Source organism: Mesorhizobium sp. CNPSo 4661, from assembly GCF_057784215.1.
The window spans coordinates 13,255-29,762 of sequence record NZ_JBWGIO010000009.1 but is presented as its reverse complement, the minus strand read 5'-3'; the positions used below and the strand labels follow the sequence as shown (position 1 = coordinate 29,762).

Below are 16,508 nucleotides of genomic sequence, written 5' to 3'. Positions count from 1 at the left end.
CTGAGAGAAAAGCCATGGCCGAGCCATTCCTGTCCATCCAGCATGTGCGAAAGTCCTACGGCGCCAACACCGTGGTGCAGGATTTCAACCTCGATGTAGAGCCCGGCGAGTTCGTCTCCTTCCTCGGCCCGTCCGGCTGCGGCAAGACGACGGTGCTGCGCATGGTCGCCGGTTTCGAGGAGCCCTCGGCCGGCAAGATCGTCGTCGCCGGCAAGGACATCACCCGGCTGAAGCCCAACCAGCGCAATGTCGGCATGGTGTTCCAGGCCTACGCGCTGTTCCCGAACCTGACCGTGGCGCAGAACATCGCCTTCGGCCTCAAGGTCGCCGGCATGCCCAGGGCGGATTGCGACAGGCGCGTCGCCGAGATGCTCGACATCATCAAGCTGCCGCAGATGGCCGACCGCTATCCCTACCAGTTGTCCGGCGGCCAGCAGCAGCGCATCGCGCTGGCGCGGGCGATTGCCCCGAAACCCAAACTGCTTCTGCTCGACGAGCCGCTGTCGGCGCTCGACGCCAAGGTGCGCGTGTCGCTGCGCGAGGAAATCCGTTCGATCCAGAAGAAGCTCGGCATCACCACCATCTTCGTCACGCATGACCAGGAAGAGGCGCTGTCGATCTCCGATCGCATCGCGGTGATGTATGGCGGCAAGGCCGAGCAGGTCGGCACGCCGTTCGAGATCTACAACCGACCGGCGACCAAGTTCGTCGCCAATTTCGTCGGCACGCTCAATGTGCTCGAAGGCAAGGTCACCGACGCCTCTACAGGCAAGGTGCAGGTCAACGCCCAGGAAGTCTCGCTCAAGGGCAAGCTCAACGGCTCGAAGTCTGGCGATACGCTGTCGCTGGCGTTGCGGCCGGAAGCGATTTCGCTGGCCCGCCAGCCCGGGCACGACACCAGCCTGTCGGGCGAGATCGCCGAAGTGCATTTCCTCGGCTCGGTCATCCGCGTGCGCGTCGGCATCGGCGGCAACACGGTGTCGCTCGACACCTTCAACAACTCGACGACTCCGCCGCCGGTCGTCGGCGACAAGGCGGATATCTCGTTTTCGTCAGGCGATATGCTGGTCCTGCACTAGAGAAAGAGTGAATAGCGAATAGTGAATGGTGAGTGGCAATCAGCGAAAAAGAGCACTTTACGTGCTCAAATCTTCTGATGATGCCCATTCACCATTCACCATTCACCATTCACCATTCACCATTCACCATTCACTTTTGCAGTGCCCAACGTCTGGTTCCATGGCTACGATGAGCCATGGCGCTTTTCGAGATCACCCTGATCCTGCTTCTCATTGCCGTTGCGCTGACGGCCGTATCGCGATGGCTTGAGGTGCCTTACCCCTCGCTGCTGGCGCTTGCCGGCGTCGGGATCGCCTTCGTGCCGGGCGCGCCGATGATCGAAATCGATCCGGAACTGGCGCTGGCGCTGTTCATCGCGCCGGTGCTGCTCGATGCTGCCTATGACACCTCGCTGCGCGACCTGAAGCGCTACCGGCTGTCGCTGGTTCTCCTGGCGCTCGGCGCCGTCGTCTTCACCACTGTGGTCGTTGCCTTTGTCGGCTGGAAGATGGCCGGGCTGCCGATCGCGGCGGCGATCGCGCTCGGCGCCATCGTAGCGCCGCCGGATGCGGTCGCCGCAAGTGCTGTGCTCAATCAGTTCAAGGTGCCGCACCGTCTGACCGCGATCCTGCAGGGCGAGAGCCTGCTCAACGACGCCACGGCGCTGTTGATCTACCGGATATCGGTTGCGGCCGCCATCGGCTCGCTCATGCTGAAGGACGCAGTGCCCGTCATCCTGCTTGCAACGGTCGGCAGCGTTGTCGCGGGCTACCTGTTCGGCCGGGTGTCGCTGCTCACGCTGACGCGCATCGAGGATGCGGCAAGCAGCACTGTCGTGCAGTTCGCCGGAACCTTCGCCGTCTGGATCATTGCCGACAAGCTCGGCCTTTCCGCCATCATCACCATCGTCGTCTATGCCATCACCATCGCGCGCACCGGGCCACGCCGCATGTCGGCGAGACGCCGCGTCAGCACCTATTCGGTCTGGGAATCGGCCGTGTTCGTGCTCAACGTGCTGGCCTTCGTGCTGATGGGCCTGCAGGCGCGGTCGATCGTCGGCCGACTCTCCGGCGACGGGCAGGGCGAGGCCTTTCTCTTCGCCGCAATTGTGCTGGCCGTCGTCATCGCGGCGCGTTTCGTCTGGGTGATGGGCTACGTCGCGGTCATACGCTGGCTTGCCCGCTTCGACAGCGATGAGCAGAAGCGGGATAGGCCGACATTCCGCGGCGCCGTGCTGGTCGGCTGGTGCGGCATGCGCGGTCTGGTGACGCTGGTGGTGGCAATTGCCTTGCCGGCCAATTTTCCCGGGCGTGATCCGATCGTGCTTGCCGCGTTCGCTGTCGTGCTTGGCACGCTGGTCCTGCAAGGGATGAGCCTGAAGCCGCTGCTGCGCTGGCTCAATTTCGACCGGGATACGACGATCGATCGCGAGGTGGCCGAGGCGCGCGTCGCCATCATGCAGGCCGCGCTCGACGTGCTGAACCGCAAGACATCCGCCGCTGCCGCCGTCGTGCGGGAGCAGTACGAGGCTCAACGCCGGATCGCCGAAAATCCCGAGGACGCGCAAGCCGCGACGGAATACGACCGGCTGCGCCTCTACGCCATCAAACGGCAGCGCGACAGGCTGGAGGAACTGCGCAGCAACGGCACGATCGGCGACGAAGCCTATCACCGGCTGGAAGAGGAGATCGACTGGTCGGAACTGGCGGCATCACCGGCCGGAAGCTTTCAGCCGCTGACGACCTATTAGAGCGGGCAGTTCGGTCGTCATTCGTTGGACTATCCGCTTGCCCTCGCGGTCCATTGCAACGCGGTGGGTGGAGCGCTACTGCGATCACCAGAAGTGAGCCGGTTAATCAATGAAGCTGATCAGCTACAACATCCAGTACGGCTACGGCAGCGACGGGCGCTACGATCTCACGCGAGCCGCCAGGCTGGTGGACGGCGCCGACATCATCGCGCTGCAGGAGGTCGAGCGGCATTGGCAGCGCAGCAATGAGGACGACCAGCCCGCGATCCTGTCCGGGCTGCTGCCCGACTATTACTGGGCCTATGGCCCCGCCTTCGACATGGATGCCAGCGAGAGGCGCGACGATCGCATCGTCAACCGCCGGCGGCAGTTCGGCACGATGATCCTGTCGAAGCTGCCGATCGTCTGGTCGAGGCTGCACACGCTGCCGCTGCGGCGCACGGCAAAGCCGCTCAACACCCGCAACGCGGCACTCGAATGCATGATCCGCACGCCGGCAGGGCCGGTGCGGGTGCTCTCGCTGCATCTTGCCCATGTCGCGGCGGAGGAGCGGCTGGAGCAGATCGATTATCTCAATGCCGAGCATCGCCGCGCGCCGTCCGATGGCGGCCCCTGGAGCGGCGTCGACGACGAGCCGCAGCGCAACTGGTCGAACGGCCAGGCGGAACCGGAAAATCCGCTGGCGGCGATCTGGCTGGGCGACTTCAACATGGAGCCGGGCAGCGCCGAATACCGGCGTGTCGTCGGCAATACGCCCTACCACCGGGGCGCCGCTTACATCGACGGGTTCGTCGATGCCGCGGCCGTCGCCGGCGAGGCCGGGCCGGACTTCCATACGCACGAAAAGATCATCGATGGCAGGCTGGCGAAACGACGGCTCGACCATTGCTTCGTCGGCGGCGGTTTGGCGGATCGCGTGCGCTCGATCCGGGCCGATATCGGCGAGGTCGCTTCGGATCATTTCCCGCTCAGGATCGACATCGATCTCGAAACGCCTTTCGGCTCGACAAGGTCTATGAAACCGGGGTCGATGAAACCGACATGACGCTGTTCGTCTTCCTGGCCGTGCTCTCGGCGGCGGCCATGCACGCGATCTGGAACGCGCTGGTCAAGGTGCATCTAGACCGCTTCCTGTCGATCACGCTGATGACGCTCGGCATGGGGTTCGCGGCGCTGGTGGTGCTGCCTTTCGTCGAGGTGCCGAAGGCCGAGGTCTGGCCGTTCATCCTCGCCTCGGTCTTGTTCCATATGGGCTATCGCACCTTCCTGGTCGGCGCCTACAAGGCAGGCGATTTCGCCCAGACCTATCCGCTTGCGCGCGGCACCGCGCCGCTGCTCTCGGCGCTCGGCGCCATCGTCGTGGTCGGCGAGGTGCCGGCACCGTTCGCCATCCTCGGCATCGTGCTTTTGTCGGCAGGCACGCTGGTCATGTCGTTTCGCGGCGGGGCGCATCTGGAGAAGCTCAATCTGCGCGCGGTCGGCTTTGCGCTCGGCACCTCGATCTTCATCGCCAGCTACACGCTCTCCGACGGCAGCGGCGCGCGGCTTGCGGCAACCGCGCAAAGCTACGCGGCCTGGCTCTTCGTCTGCGATGCGGCGTGGGCGCTCGTGCTTTGCATCGTCTTTCGCGGACCGCAGTCGCTTCCGATGCTGGCGCGCGACTGGAAGGCCGGGCTGTTCACCGGCACGCTCAGCGGCGCGGCCTACTGGATCGTGATGTGGGCTATGACCAAGGCGCCGATCGCCTCGGTGGCGTCGCTGCGCGAGACCTCGATCCTGTTCGCCATGCTGATCTCGGTGCTGGCGCTGGGCGAGAAGATGACGGCCTGGCGCGCAGCCGCGGCGCTCGGCATCATTGCCGGCGTCGCGGCGCTCAGACTCGGATAGGGCAGATCCCCGTCTCACTGAAGCGGCGATCCGCCCTATCCCTTTGTTTTTGAGCCAATTCAGACGGAGGCTCCGGCGATGTCGCCGAGCGTGACCGTTCACACTTTTCTCGGAATTGCTCCAACCTCATGGTCCAACACGGTCATCACCTGGCCGCGCTTTTCCGGGCTGAAGCGGATGACGATGATGATGCAGACGGCGACCACGCCGGCGAACAGCGCCAGCGCGTAGCCATAGCTGCTGCCGGGCGCCTCGGCGATGCCCGCCTGATACGGACCACCATAGGACGCCGCGAGATTGCCGGCCTGATAGATGAAGCCGGGTAAGGTCGCGCGCACCGCACCGGGTGAGAGCTCGTTGAGATGCACCGGGATGACGCCCCAGGCGCCTTGCACCGCGATCTGCATGACGAAGGCGCCGACCGCCAGCATGAAGGGCGTGGTCGAATAGGCCCATAGGGGGAGCGCCGGCAAGGCAATCAGGCAGGCGAGCGTGATGGCATTGACGCGGCCGATCCTTTCCGACAGGGCGCCGAAGGCCAGTCCGCCGACAATCGCGCCGATGTTGGCGACGATGGTGATCCAGCTCACCGTGTGCGGATCAAAGCCATGCTGTTTCTTTAGGAAGGTGGGATAGAGATCCTGCGTGCCATGGCTGAAGAAGTTGAAGAACATCATCAGCACCACGGCATAGAGCGCGATGCCCCAGTGCTTCCGCAGCGTTTCGAGCAATCCTGGCTTCACGTGCTGGCGAGCCTCGGCGAAGGCGGGCGATTCCGGCACATGCGAGCGGATGAAAAGCACGATCAGCGCCGGCAGAAAGCTCAAGAGGAACATGGCGCGCCAGCCGAAGGTGAAGTCGCCGATCTTCTGGCCATAGAGCAGCCCGTAGACCACCGCCGCCAGCAGGTAGCCGGCCGGATAACCGCATTGCAGGATGCCCGAGACCATGCCGCGAGCGCTCGGCGGAATGGATTCCATGGCAAGCGAGCTGCCCAGGCCCCACTCGCCGCCCATGGCGATGCCAAACAGGGCGCGCAGCGCCAGGAATATGCCGAGATTTGGCGAGAAGGCGGCCAAGGCGCCGATCACCGAATAGCTGACGATATTCAGCATCAGAATGGGCTTACGGCCGTATTTGTCGGCAAGCATGCCGAAGAAGAACGCACCGATGAAGCGCGTCGCCAGTGTTAGGAACAGCGCTTTGGAGACCGCCGGCACGTCTGTCTGGAATTCAGCGGCAATATCGGTCAGCAGGAAAGTCAAAAGGAAGAAATCGAAAGCATCAAGCGTCCAGCCGAGGAACGATGCGGTTACGGTTTTCTTCTGTTCGCTGGTGAGGTTCAAGGCGGTCCTCCTTTGCATCCCCCAAGGAACGATATGTTCCATAAGGTGCAAAAGAGAACGGGACAGCTGCCGGTTTTAAGTCGGCGAGCGGTCACATTTGCGTCACCTCTGGATCAGGATGAAACGTCATCCTGATCCAACTCTTTTGTGGAGCATGATCTTTCCCGAAAACCGATTCTCACTTTTCGGGATCATGCTCGAGGTCGATGACCATCAGCCCGTCAGTGCCGCCCTTGAGCGCGGCGACCAGGCGGGCGCCTGCCCGCTGATGCGCCTCGTGAACCAGATAGGCGTCACGGGCGGCGGCATCGTCAAAGTCGATGGTGAAGCCATGGTCGAAACCGCGCGCAAAGGGTTCGGGACTGACATTGGCGCTGAAATGCACCTTGCCCATGCCGTCGACGACGGTGCGCAGCGCTTCGAGATCGGCATGGATCGCCGCGCGCTCGGTTGCAGGAACGTCGTCGCGAAAGCGGACGAAGACGCAATGCCGGATCATCGTTGATGCCTCACGCCGCCTGGTTGCCCTTGAACACGGCCGGCGGCAGCGGCTCGCGGCCGAGGATGAGGTCGGCGCCTTTTTCACCGACCATGATGGTTGGCGCATTGGTGTTGGAGGAAGGCACGCGCGGCATCACCGAGGCGTCGCAGACGCGTAAGGCGTCGATGCCGCGCAGCCTGAGATCGGGCGTCACCACGGCCATCGCATCATGGCCCATGCGGCAGGTACCGACCGGGTGGTGGTCGGTCTTGGACGTGCGGCAAGCATAGTCGAAAAGGTCCGCGTCGCTTTGCAGGTTCGGCCCAGGCAGCACCTCGCGCAGCACATAGGGCTGCAACGCCTTCTGGCGCATGATCTCGCGGGCCAGCCTAAGCCCCTTGATCGACATGTCGCGGTCGTAAGGATCGGACCAGTAGTTGGGATCGATCAGCGGGTGGTCGGCCGGGTCGGCGCTCTTCAATCGCACCGTGCCGCGCGAGCGCGGGCGCAGGAAGGCCGAGTTCAACGTGACCCCCGGATTCTTCAGTTTTTCCACGCCGGCCTCGATGCCGGAGCCGAGACCGAGGTGGAACTGGATGTCGGGCGAGGCGGCCGTCGGGTCGGCGTACCAGAAGCCGCCGGTCTCGAACAGGCTCGAGGCGACCGGACCCTTCTTGAGCAAGAGGTATTGCAGCCCGGCCCAGAGGGTGCGGTGCAGCTTGGCATAATTGTCATAGGTGTGGTCGCCGGTGCATTCGGCGATCACGAACAGGTCGAGATGGTCCTGCATGTTGGAGCCGACGCCGGGCAGGTCATGCACCGGTGTCACGCCAACCGATTTCAGATGATCGGCCGGGCCGATGCCCGATTGCATGAGGAGCTTAGGCGAGCCGATCGCGCCCGACGAGACGATCACCTCGCGTCCGGCGCGCAGGATCGTCTTCTCGCCGCCGGGTCTGTCGACCACCTCGACGCCGATGGCGCGGCCGTTCTCGACGACGACCCGGGTGACCAGCACATCGGTCCTGACCGTCAGGTTCCTGCGGGCGCCGATCGGCTTCAGATAAGCGACGGAGGCCGATGAGCGCCGCGCATTCTTCTGGGTAAGCTGATAGTAGCCGACGCCTTCCTGGCTGGCGCCATTGAAGTCCGGATTGAACGGGATGCCCATTTCCTGGCCGGCGCGGAAATAAGCTTCGCAGATCGGCAGCGGCGAGATCGGGTTCGACACCCCGAGCGGACCCTGGTCGCCATGGAAATCGTTGGCGAAGCGCTGGTTGTTTTCGGCGCGCTTGAAATAGGGCAGCACGTCGCGATAGCCCCAGCCGGTCAGCCCCTCGTCCTTCTCCCAGGCATCGTAGTCGCGGGCGTTGCCGCGCGTATAGATCTGCGCGTTGATCGAAGAGCCGCCGCCGACCACCTTGGCCTGGGTGTACCAGAAGACGCGATCCTTCATGTTTCTCTGCGGCACGGTCGACCAGCCCCAGGAGGCGATGCCCTTGGTCATCTTGGCGAAGCCCGCCGGCATATGGATCAGCGGATGCCAGTCCTTGCCGCCGGCTTCGAGGAGCAGGACGGAATTGGACGGATCCTCGCTCAGCCGGTTGGCAAGAACGCAGCCGGCCGGACCGGCGCCAACAATGATGTAGTCAGCCATTGTTCCTCACAAGCGTGGCACCGAGAGCGCGCCATCGACATCGATGACCGACCCGGTCGAAAAGCCGAATTTGCCTGAGGCAAGTGCTGCGACGACGGTGCCGATGTCGCCGGCCTCGCCCCATCGCTTTGCCGGCACCATGCCGCCCTCGATCAGCGCGTCATATTTGGCGGAAACCCCTGATGTCATGTCGGTGCGGATGATGCCCGGCCGCACTTCGAACACGCCGATGTTCTCGGCGGCGAGCCGCAGCGCCAGGTTCTTCACCCACATCGAAAGACCGGCCTTGGAAATGCAGTAGTCCGCACGCTCCGGCGAGGCCATCGCTGCGCTGACCGAGGTGATGGTGATGATCGATCTGGCTGGGCCGGCAGGCGTCGCCAGCATGGCCTTGGCGACGGCCTGGCTTAGGAACACCGTGCCGCGCAGGTTGATGTTCAAGGCGCGGTCGAAATTCTCCGGCTTCAGCTCCAGCAGGTCGCCGCGCGCCACGGCCCCGACGCCGGCATTGTTGACCACGCAGTCGATGCGGCCGAAGGCGGCGATCGCGGCGTCGACCAGTCTTTGATGGGCGGCAAGGTCGGCAATATCGCATCGGGCATAGGCGAACTTCACGCCGCGTGCCGCGATATTCTCTGCCAGTCCGTGCGCAGGTTTCTCGGCAAGGTCGGCAACAAGGATGTCGAAGCCGGCATCGGCCAGCGCCTCGGCGCAGGCGAGCCCGATGCCGCGCGCGCCTCCCGTGACGATGGCTGCCGGGCGGCTCATGCGGCAAGCTCCGTCTTGCGGATGTGATCGGCGACGCGCAACGCTTGCGCTGCGATCGACAGTGCGGGATTGACCGCGGCCGATGTCGGCAGGAAGCCGCCATCGACGACGTAGAGGTTCCGGTGGTCATAGGCGCGGCAGAGCGGATCGAGCGGCGAGGTGGCCGGGTCGTTGCCCATCTTCACCGTGCCGCACTGATGCGAGGGTGTGCGCTTGTCGAAGGGGCGTGACAGCACGATCGGATAACCGCAGGCGCGAAGGTTCTCGCGCATGACCCTGGTCAGGCCTTCCAGCGACTGCATGTTGGAGCGCCGCCACTGCATGACGATGTCCTTGCCGTCGACCATGATGCGGCTTTCGGGGTCGGGCAGGTCCTCGCACATCAGGTACCAGTCGACGGCGTGGCCAGCCATGTAGTCGAGCACGAATTTCGGCATCGACTTCACATTGGCCTTCAGCATGTTGCCGTCGATCTTGCCGAGCAGCTGCACATTGCCGAGCGGCTTGCCGCCCTTGCCGTCCGACAGATAGTAATCGTTGAGCATCAGCGTCTTCTGGTAGACGCTGTCGTTGCGGCGGCGCGGGTCGATCGCCAGCATCGCGCTCGAATTGTGGTTCATGAAATTGCGCCCGACCTGGTCGGAGCTGTTGGCGAGGCCTTGGCCATTCGCCGACGGCGAGCGCAGCAGGATGGCGGCCGAGTTGATCGCGCCGGCGGACAGGATGACGAGCTTCGGCGACAGCGTCTTTCGCGCGCCGTTCTGGGTGTAGTGAATGGCGGCGATCGACCTGCCGTCCGGCGCGGTTTCCAGCCAGTCGACATGGGCGCTGGTTTCGAGCCGGATGTCTGGATCTTTCAGCGCCGCCGTCAGCGGGCCGGTCTGGGCGTCGATCTTGCCCTGGCCGGTGTTGGGGAATGCATCCCAGCCGGTCTTGCCTTCCTTCAGCCAGGTCTCGATGTCGACGCCGAGCGGCAGCGAAGCGGGATGCAGGCCGAGGCTTTTCAGCTCGGCGCGGGCGCGCGCGATCGGCGGCTCGTCCGGCACCGGCTTGAAGGGGTAGGGGATCGAATGGAACGGCTCGGTCGGGTCCTCGCCGAGTGAGCCGCGCACGCGAAACAACTGCTCGGCCTTCGAATACCATGGTTCGAATTCGTCATAGGAAAACGGCCACGCCGGCGAGACGCCGCCGAAATGCTCAAGCTCGGAAAAGTCCTCCTTGCGGTAGCGGATCAGCACCGCGCCGAAGAATTTCGAATTGCCGCCGACATAGTAATAGTTGCCGGGATTGAAGGCGGCGCCTCCGGCCTCGCGCCACATCTCCTTCGGCCGGTAGTGCTCTTCGACGAAGATCGAGCGCGTCGAGCGCGCATGCGGCGTCGCGGGCAGCGGCTCGCCGCGCTCCAGGATCAGGATCGAGGCGCCGCTGCCGGCCAAGCCGGAGGCGATCGTGGCGCCGCCGATGCCGGAGCCGATGATGACGATATCCGGGTTTGCCATGGTCTAAGGGTCTTTATTTTGATGCATGTCGTTGCCCCAAAACCGGAGCCACTTTTGGGCGACATGCATCAGAGGATGCGCTTCTCGGTCGCCGGGTCGAAGAACACGGCCTTGCTGAGGTTGAAGGCAAGCGGCGTGCTGGTGTTGGGCTGGATCCTTGCATCGGCGCGCAACCGGGCCACCACGCCCTTGCCGCCCAGATTGGTGACGGCGAAAGTGTCCGACCCCGCCGGCTCGACCACTTCGATGTGGCAGTCGGCTGTGGCGATCTCGGATCCGTTGCGCTCGGCGCCTTCCGGATCGGTCAGCGCTTCGGGGCGGACGCCGAAGATCACCGGCTTGTCCTTGAAGGCGGCAAGGCCGGCCGGCGCGCCGGGCACCGCCAGCGTGATCGGCTGGCGGGCTTCGCGTTCCAGCACCACCGACAGCCCGCTGCCATTAGCGTCGATCCTGGCGGGGATCAGGTTCATCGCCGGCGAGCCCATGAAGTCGGCGACGAAGATGTTGGTCGGGTTGTTGTAGATCTCGGCCGGCGTGCCGAACTGCTGCACCTCGCCGTCGCGCATCACGGCGATCTTGGTCGCCAGCGTCATCGCCTCGATCTGGTCGTGGGTGACATAGACGATCGTCGTGCCGGTGGTCGCGTGCAGGCGCTTGATCTCGATGCGCATGTCGACGCGCAGCTTGGCGTCGAGGTTGGAGAGCGGCTCGTCGAACAGGAAGAGCTTCGGGTCGCGCACCAGCGCCCGGCCCATGGCGACGCGCTGGCGCTGGCCGCCGGAAAGCTGGCTGGGCTTGCGACCGAGGAGGTGACCGATCTGCAGGATCTTGGCCACCTTGTCGATCGCCGCCTGACGCTCGGCGGCAGGCACGCCGCGCATCTCCATGCCGAAGGCGATGTTGCCGGCGACCGTCATGTTCGGATAGAGCGCGTAGCTCTGGAAGACCATGGCGATATCGCGCTTCGAAGGATGCAGATCGTTGATCGCCCGGCCTTCGACGCGGATCTCGCCCTCGGTGATGTTCTCGAGACCGGCAATGGTGTTGAGCAGCGTGGACTTGCCGCAGCCGGACGGGCCGACCAGCACGAGGAAGCCGCCCTTTTCGAGCTCGACATCGATGCCCTTCAGGATCTCGACATTCCCGAAGCGCTTCTTCAGCCCATCAATTTCCAGAAAAGCCATGATCGTTCCTTCAGAAAACAGGGTCAGCCCTTGACCGCGCCAGCCATCAGCCCGCGCACGAAATAACGGCCGGCGACGACATAGACGATCAAGGTGGGGAGCGCGGCAATCATCGCCGCCGCCATGTTGACGTTGTATTCGACGACGCCGGTCGAAGTGTTGACGACGTTGTTCAGCGCCACCGTCATCGGCATCACGTCGCCGGACCCGGCATAGGCGGAGGCGAACAGGAAGTCGTTCCAGATGTTGGTGAACTGGTAGATCACCGTCACCACGATGATCGGCAGCGAATTGGGCAGCATGATGCGCCGAAATATCTGGAAGAAGGAGGCGCCGTCGACCTGTGCCGCCTTGATCAACTCGGTGGGGAAGGCTTCGTAATAGTTGCGGAAGAAGAGTGTGGTGAAGCCAAGGCCGTAGACCACATGGACGAAGACGAGATTGACGGTCGAATTGCCGAGGCCGAAGTTGAAGCCGGTGGCGTTCTGCAGGGTGACACCGAAGCGGCCGAGGCTGCCGAGGATCGTTGCCATCGGCAACAGCACCGACTGGAACGGAATGAAGCAGGCAAACAGCATCATCGCGAAGACCAGCGTGTGGCCGCGGAAGCGCCATTTGGTCAGCACATAACCGTTCAAAGCGCCGAGCAGCGTCGAGATCAGCACCGCCGGCACGACCATCTTGATGGAGTTCCAGAAGTAGCCCTTCATGCCGACGCAAGTCAGGCCCGAGCAAACTTCGCTCCACGCCTTTATCCATGGCGCGAAGGTCGGCGCATGCGGCAGCGACAGCATGTTGCCGTTCTGGATCTCTTCCATGGTCTTGAACGAGGTGACCAGCATGACGAAGAGCGGCATCAGATAGAAGATCGCGAACAGCGCGAGCAGCCCGTAGATCACGATGCGGTTGAACGTTCTGGCGCGGACGCCGCTTGAGGCCTGGCGGGCGGGTGAAGCGACGGCGCTCATCGCGACTTCTCCCTGAGCTCGGAATAGAGATACGGAACGATGATGGCCGTGATGGTCATCAGCATGATCACCGCGCTTGCCGAGCCGACCGCCATTTCGTTGCGCTTGAAGGTGAACTCATACATGAAGTTGGAGGGCAGCCAGGCCGAGCCGCCGGGGCCGCCGCTGGTCAGCGCCACCACCAAGTCATAGGACTTGATGGCGAGGTGCGCGAGCACGATGAAGGCCGACAGAAACACGGGCCTGAGCAGCGGAATGACGATGCGGCGGTAGAGCTGGAAGGTGGATGCGCCGTCGATCTGCGCGGCCTTCATGATCTCGCCGTCGATGCCGCGAAGCCCGGCCAAAAACATCGCCATGATGAAGCCGGAAGCCTGCCAGACGCCGGCGATGACCACCGTGTAGATGACGAAATCCTTGTTCTTGATCCAGTCGAAGTGGAAGCTCGTCCAGCCCCATTGATGCAGCGTCTGCTCGAGGCCGAGGCCGGGGTCGAGGAACCATTTCCAGGCGACGCCGGTGACGATGAAGGAGAGCGCCATCGGGTAGAGATAGATCGGCCTCAAGACGCCTTCGCCGCGGATCTTCTGGTCGAGCAAGATGGCCAGGAACAGGCCGAGCGCCAGGCAGATGGCGATGTAGAGGAAACCGAAAATGCCCATGTTGGTGATCGAGGTGTACCAGCTCGACGGCGGGTCGCTTTCGAAGGTCCAGCGCCACAGCCGCTGATAGGCCCGGGCGCCGGTGATGTCGTAGGACGGGAAGGTCTTGGAGTTGGTGAAGGACAGATAGATCGTCCACAGGATGAAGCCGTAGACGAAGACGATCGTAGCCGCGAAGCTTGGCGCCAATACGATCTTCGGCAGCAGGTCCTGCAGCCGCGAACGGACCGACGCGCCAGGGCGGGCGTCGTGCTCCGGTGTCAGCTTGATCTGGGTCTCGGCGACTGTGCTCATCGGCTCATCCAGTACCGGTTGGTCGGAAACAGCCCAGCGCGAAATCGCACCAGGGTTTTGTCCCACACCTTTTGTCGACAGGAGACCTCCCCCGCCGAAGCGGGGGAGATTTGGTTCAAGTGAACCTTACTTGGCGTCGTCGATCGCCTTGACCAGTTCGGTCACGGCTTCGTCGGAGGTCTTGATCTGACCATGGACGAATTTCGACACGACATCCTTGTAGGCGTTGGCGACGGCCGGCGGGGCGCCATAGCCCTGGGCCAGCGAGCCGAACAGCGTGCCGCCGTCATTGGCCTTCTTCAGGTCTGCGATGCCCTTCTTGCCGCAGGCGTCGAAGTCGGTGTCAGGCACGTCGGTGCGGGCCGGGACCGAACCCTTCACCACGTTGAAGGCCGACTGGAAGCTCTTCGACAGGGTGGCGGTGGCCAGAGCGATCTGGGCGGCCTTGCGGTCGTCCGGAACGTTGAACATGCCGAACATGTCGGAGTTGTAGATCACCGAGCCGTCGGTGCCCGGGAAGCGGTAGCAAAGGAAGTCGGTGCCCGGGGTCTTCTTGGCGGCGTGGAACTCGCCCTTGGCCCAGTCGCCCATGACCTGAACCAGCGCGTCGCCCTTGATGACCATGGCGGTGGCAAGGTTCCAGTCGCGGCCCGAGAAGTTCGGGTCGACATATTTGACGAGCTTGGCGAGGTTGTCGAACGACTTCTTCATCGTATCGGACTTGAGCGACTCCTCATCGAGATCGTTCATCGCCTTCTTGTAAAATTCCGGCCCGCCGGTCGACAGCACGACGGAGTCGAACATGGTGGCTTCCTGCCAGTTCTGGCCACCCAGAGCGAGCGGGGTGACGCCGGCAGCCTTGGCCTTGTCGAGCAGGGCGATGAAGTCGTCGAAGGTCTTAGGCTCGGTGCCGCCGATCTTGTCCATCACCGCCTTGTTGATCCACAGCCAGTTGACCGAGTGGACGTTGACCGGAGCCGCGACCCACTTGCCATCATAGACGGAGAACTTCTGCAGCGCCGCCGGAACCGACTTGTCCCAGCCTTCCTTCTTGGCGGTCTCGGTCAGGTCGCCCATGACGCCGGCGGCGGCATAGTCGAGCACGGTGTAGCCAAGCATCTGCGATGCGGTCGGATAGTTGCCGGCCGCGACCATAGCCTTCAGCGCGGTCATGGCGGCGTCGCCGCCGCCGCCGGCTACCGGCACGTCCTTCCAGGAATAACCTTCCTTGGCCAGATCCTGCTTCAGCACGTTCAGAGCAGCCGCTTCGCCGCCCGACGTCCACCAATGCAGCATCTGCACTTCCTTGACGTCCGCGGCATGCGCCGAGAACGCAAAGCTCGTCGCAAGAGCCGTTCCGATAAGCAGTTTGCGCAACATGTACTACCTCCCTTGTTGCATGCACATAACCGGCGGGTGTCCGCCGGGGTCTCCCAACTCAGCCGACCCACCAACCGGTGCGCCGGCCGCGATGAAACTGGATTGTCTTTTCCTCGGTATAATCCTCGACGGCGCGTTTGCCGAGTTCACGTCCCAGACCGGACTGCTTGTAGCCGCCGAAGGGCAGTTCGGGATAACCTTCCATGAACGTATTCACCCAAACCGTCCCCGAACGCACACCGCGCGCCACCGACATGCACGTGTCGACGCCGGCGCTCCATACCCCTGCAGACAGACCATAGGGCGTGTTGTTGGCAATGCGCAATGCCTTTTCAATCGTTTCAAAAGTGAGCACGGACAGCACCGGTCCGAACACTTCCTCGCGCGCGATCGCCATATCCTCTGTAACGTTACTGATGATGGTCGGATCGAGATATTGGCCGGCATTGGAGGCAAGCCTGGCGCCGCCGGCGAAAACGTTGCCGCCGTCGGTTTCCGCCGCCGTCACATAGCCGGCTACCTTTTCCATGTGGTCGGCCGAGATCATCGCGCCGACCTTGGTGCGATCGTCGAGTGGATCGCCGACGCGGACCTTCCGGGACAGCGCCTTGACCGCGTTGAGGAAGTCGTCGGCGATCGCCTCATGCACGATCAGGCGGCTGCCGGCATTGCAGCATTCGCCGGCGTTGAAGAAGCCGCCGAACACCGCGGCATCCGCCGCCGCCTCGAGGTCGGCGTCGGGAAAGACGATCTGGCCGTTCTTGCCGCCGAGTTCCATCGAGACCTTCTTCAAGGAATCGGAAGCGGCGGCCATGGTCGTCTTGCCAACACGGGTCGAGCCGGTGAAGGAGACCATCTCGACCAGCGGATGGCTGACCATCGGCGCGCCGACATCGGCGCCGAAGCCGGCGAGGATGTTGACGACGCCGGCCGGCAATCCAGCCTCGAGCAGGATGTCGCCGAGCACGAAGGTCGAGGCCGACGTCATCTCGCTCGGCTTCACCACCGCCGTGCAGCCGGCGGCGAGCGCGAAAGGCAGTTTCTGGCTGACGATCAGGAAGGGGAAATTCCACGGCGTGATGATCGAGACGACGCCGATTGGCTCGCGCAGCACGACGCCGAGCATATCGTCGCCCAGATTGGCATAGCTTTCGCCATGCAGCGTGCGGGCAAGCGAAGCGGCATAGCGCCAGATGTCGACCGCGCCGCCGATCTCGCCGCGCGCCTGGGCGATCGGCTTGCCCGATTCCAGCGCGTCGAGGCGGGCGATCTCTTCCAGCCGGGTCTCGATCAGGTCGGCGGCCTTCAGCAGAACCGCCGCGCGCTCCGATGCCTTCATGCGCGGCCACGGGCCGGTCTCGAACGCCTTGTGCGCGGCCTGCACCGCCGCCTCGACGTCCGCAGCGCTGGCCTGGGCATAGCGCGAGACGACAAAACCGTGGCCGGGGCTGGCGCGCTCGATGCTGCGGCCGTCGCGGGCTTCGACATGCTTGCCGTCGATCAAAAGCTTGTAGGCCTTCGGAGCCTGGGACGCCTCGACCGGCACGGAGATGTTGAGCGGTGCGTTCATCGT

Annotated in this window: 14 protein-coding genes; 4 read left to right on the top strand and 10 right to left on the bottom strand. The window is 63.7% G+C overall.

Annotation, left to right across the window (positions count from 1 at the left end):
* Window positions 1-14: 14 nt before the first annotated feature.
* The 4 genes from AC0YKC_RS14630 to AC0YKC_RS14615 all read left to right on the top strand — a co-directional run bounded on the left by AC0YKC_RS14630 (window position 15) and on the right by AC0YKC_RS14615 (window position 4,696).
* Window positions 15-1,079, top strand: coding sequence for an ABC transporter ATP-binding protein (locus AC0YKC_RS14630; protein WP_320293082.1), 1,065 nt, complete (start codon window positions 15-17; stop codon window positions 1,077-1,079).
* Window positions 1,080-1,255: 176 nt separating this feature from the next.
* Window positions 1,256-2,809, top strand: coding sequence for a cation:proton antiporter (locus tag AC0YKC_RS14625; RefSeq protein WP_488511550.1), 1,554 nt, complete (start codon window positions 1,256-1,258; stop codon window positions 2,807-2,809).
* 109 nt (window positions 2,810-2,918) lie between these two features.
* Window positions 2,919-3,854 carry an endonuclease/exonuclease/phosphatase family protein gene (locus tag AC0YKC_RS14620; RefSeq protein ID WP_488511549.1) on the top strand — a complete coding sequence of 312 codons (936 nt, stop codon included), beginning with the start codon at window positions 2,919-2,921 and terminating at the stop codon, window positions 3,852-3,854.
* Window positions 3,851-4,696, top strand: a complete 846-nt coding sequence (locus AC0YKC_RS14615) for an EamA family transporter (RefSeq protein ID WP_488511548.1) — start codon at window positions 3,851-3,853, stop codon at window positions 4,694-4,696. Before AC0YKC_RS14620 ends, AC0YKC_RS14615 begins: the two co-directional genes overlap by 4 nt.
* Before the next feature lie 98 nt (window positions 4,697-4,794).
* Here the strand turns inward: AC0YKC_RS14615 and AC0YKC_RS14610 are convergent, their stop codons facing one another.
* The 10 genes from AC0YKC_RS14610 to AC0YKC_RS14565 form a co-directional block, all read right to left on the bottom strand.
* Window positions 4,795-6,042 carry an MFS transporter gene (locus AC0YKC_RS14610; RefSeq protein WP_488511547.1) on the bottom strand — a complete coding sequence of 416 codons (1,248 nt, stop codon included), beginning with the start codon at window positions 6,040-6,042 and terminating at the stop codon, window positions 4,795-4,797.
* A 178-nt stretch (window positions 6,043-6,220) separates the two neighbouring features.
* Window positions 6,221-6,541 carry a Dabb family protein gene (locus AC0YKC_RS14605; protein ID WP_488511546.1) on the bottom strand — a complete coding sequence of 107 codons (321 nt, stop codon included), beginning with the start codon at window positions 6,539-6,541 and terminating at the stop codon, window positions 6,221-6,223.
* Window positions 6,542-6,551: 10 nt separating this feature from the next.
* The gene (locus AC0YKC_RS14600) at window positions 6,552-8,180 is read right to left on the bottom strand and encodes a GMC family oxidoreductase (protein ID WP_488511545.1); all 1,629 of its coding nucleotides are present in this window, start codon (window positions 8,178-8,180) and stop codon (window positions 6,552-6,554) included.
* Between the two features lie 6 nt (window positions 8,181-8,186).
* On the bottom strand, window positions 8,187-8,948 hold the full coding sequence (locus tag AC0YKC_RS14595) for a 3-ketoacyl-ACP reductase (protein ID WP_488511544.1): 762 nt from the start codon (window positions 8,946-8,948) through the stop codon (window positions 8,187-8,189).
* A complete protein-coding gene (locus tag AC0YKC_RS14590) occupies window positions 8,945-10,447 on the bottom strand; it encodes a GMC oxidoreductase (protein ID WP_488511543.1) in 1,503 nt (500 codons plus the stop codon). The genes AC0YKC_RS14595 and AC0YKC_RS14590 overlap by 4 nt, the downstream gene beginning before the upstream one ends.
* Window positions 10,448-10,515: 68 nt before the next feature.
* Complete coding sequence (locus AC0YKC_RS14585; protein WP_434723899.1) at window positions 10,516-11,631, bottom strand: ABC transporter ATP-binding protein; 1,116 nt, start codon at window positions 11,629-11,631, stop codon at window positions 10,516-10,518.
* Between the two features lie 23 nt (window positions 11,632-11,654).
* On the bottom strand, window positions 11,655-12,599 hold the full coding sequence (locus tag AC0YKC_RS14580) for a carbohydrate ABC transporter permease (protein ID WP_320293092.1): 945 nt from the start codon (window positions 12,597-12,599) through the stop codon (window positions 11,655-11,657).
* Window positions 12,596-13,555, bottom strand: coding sequence for a carbohydrate ABC transporter permease (locus AC0YKC_RS14575; RefSeq protein ID WP_320293093.1), 960 nt, complete (start codon window positions 13,553-13,555; stop codon window positions 12,596-12,598). The genes AC0YKC_RS14580 and AC0YKC_RS14575 overlap by 4 nt, the downstream gene beginning before the upstream one ends.
* Before the next feature lie 126 nt (window positions 13,556-13,681).
* Complete coding sequence (locus AC0YKC_RS14570) at window positions 13,682-14,935, bottom strand: ABC transporter substrate-binding protein (RefSeq protein WP_488511542.1); 1,254 nt, start codon at window positions 14,933-14,935, stop codon at window positions 13,682-13,684.
* Window positions 14,936-14,993: 58 nt separating this feature from the next.
* On the bottom strand, window positions 14,994-16,505 hold the full coding sequence (locus AC0YKC_RS14565; RefSeq protein WP_488511541.1) for an aldehyde dehydrogenase family protein: 1,512 nt from the start codon (window positions 16,503-16,505) through the stop codon (window positions 14,994-14,996).
* Window positions 16,506-16,508 lie beyond the last annotated feature (3 nt).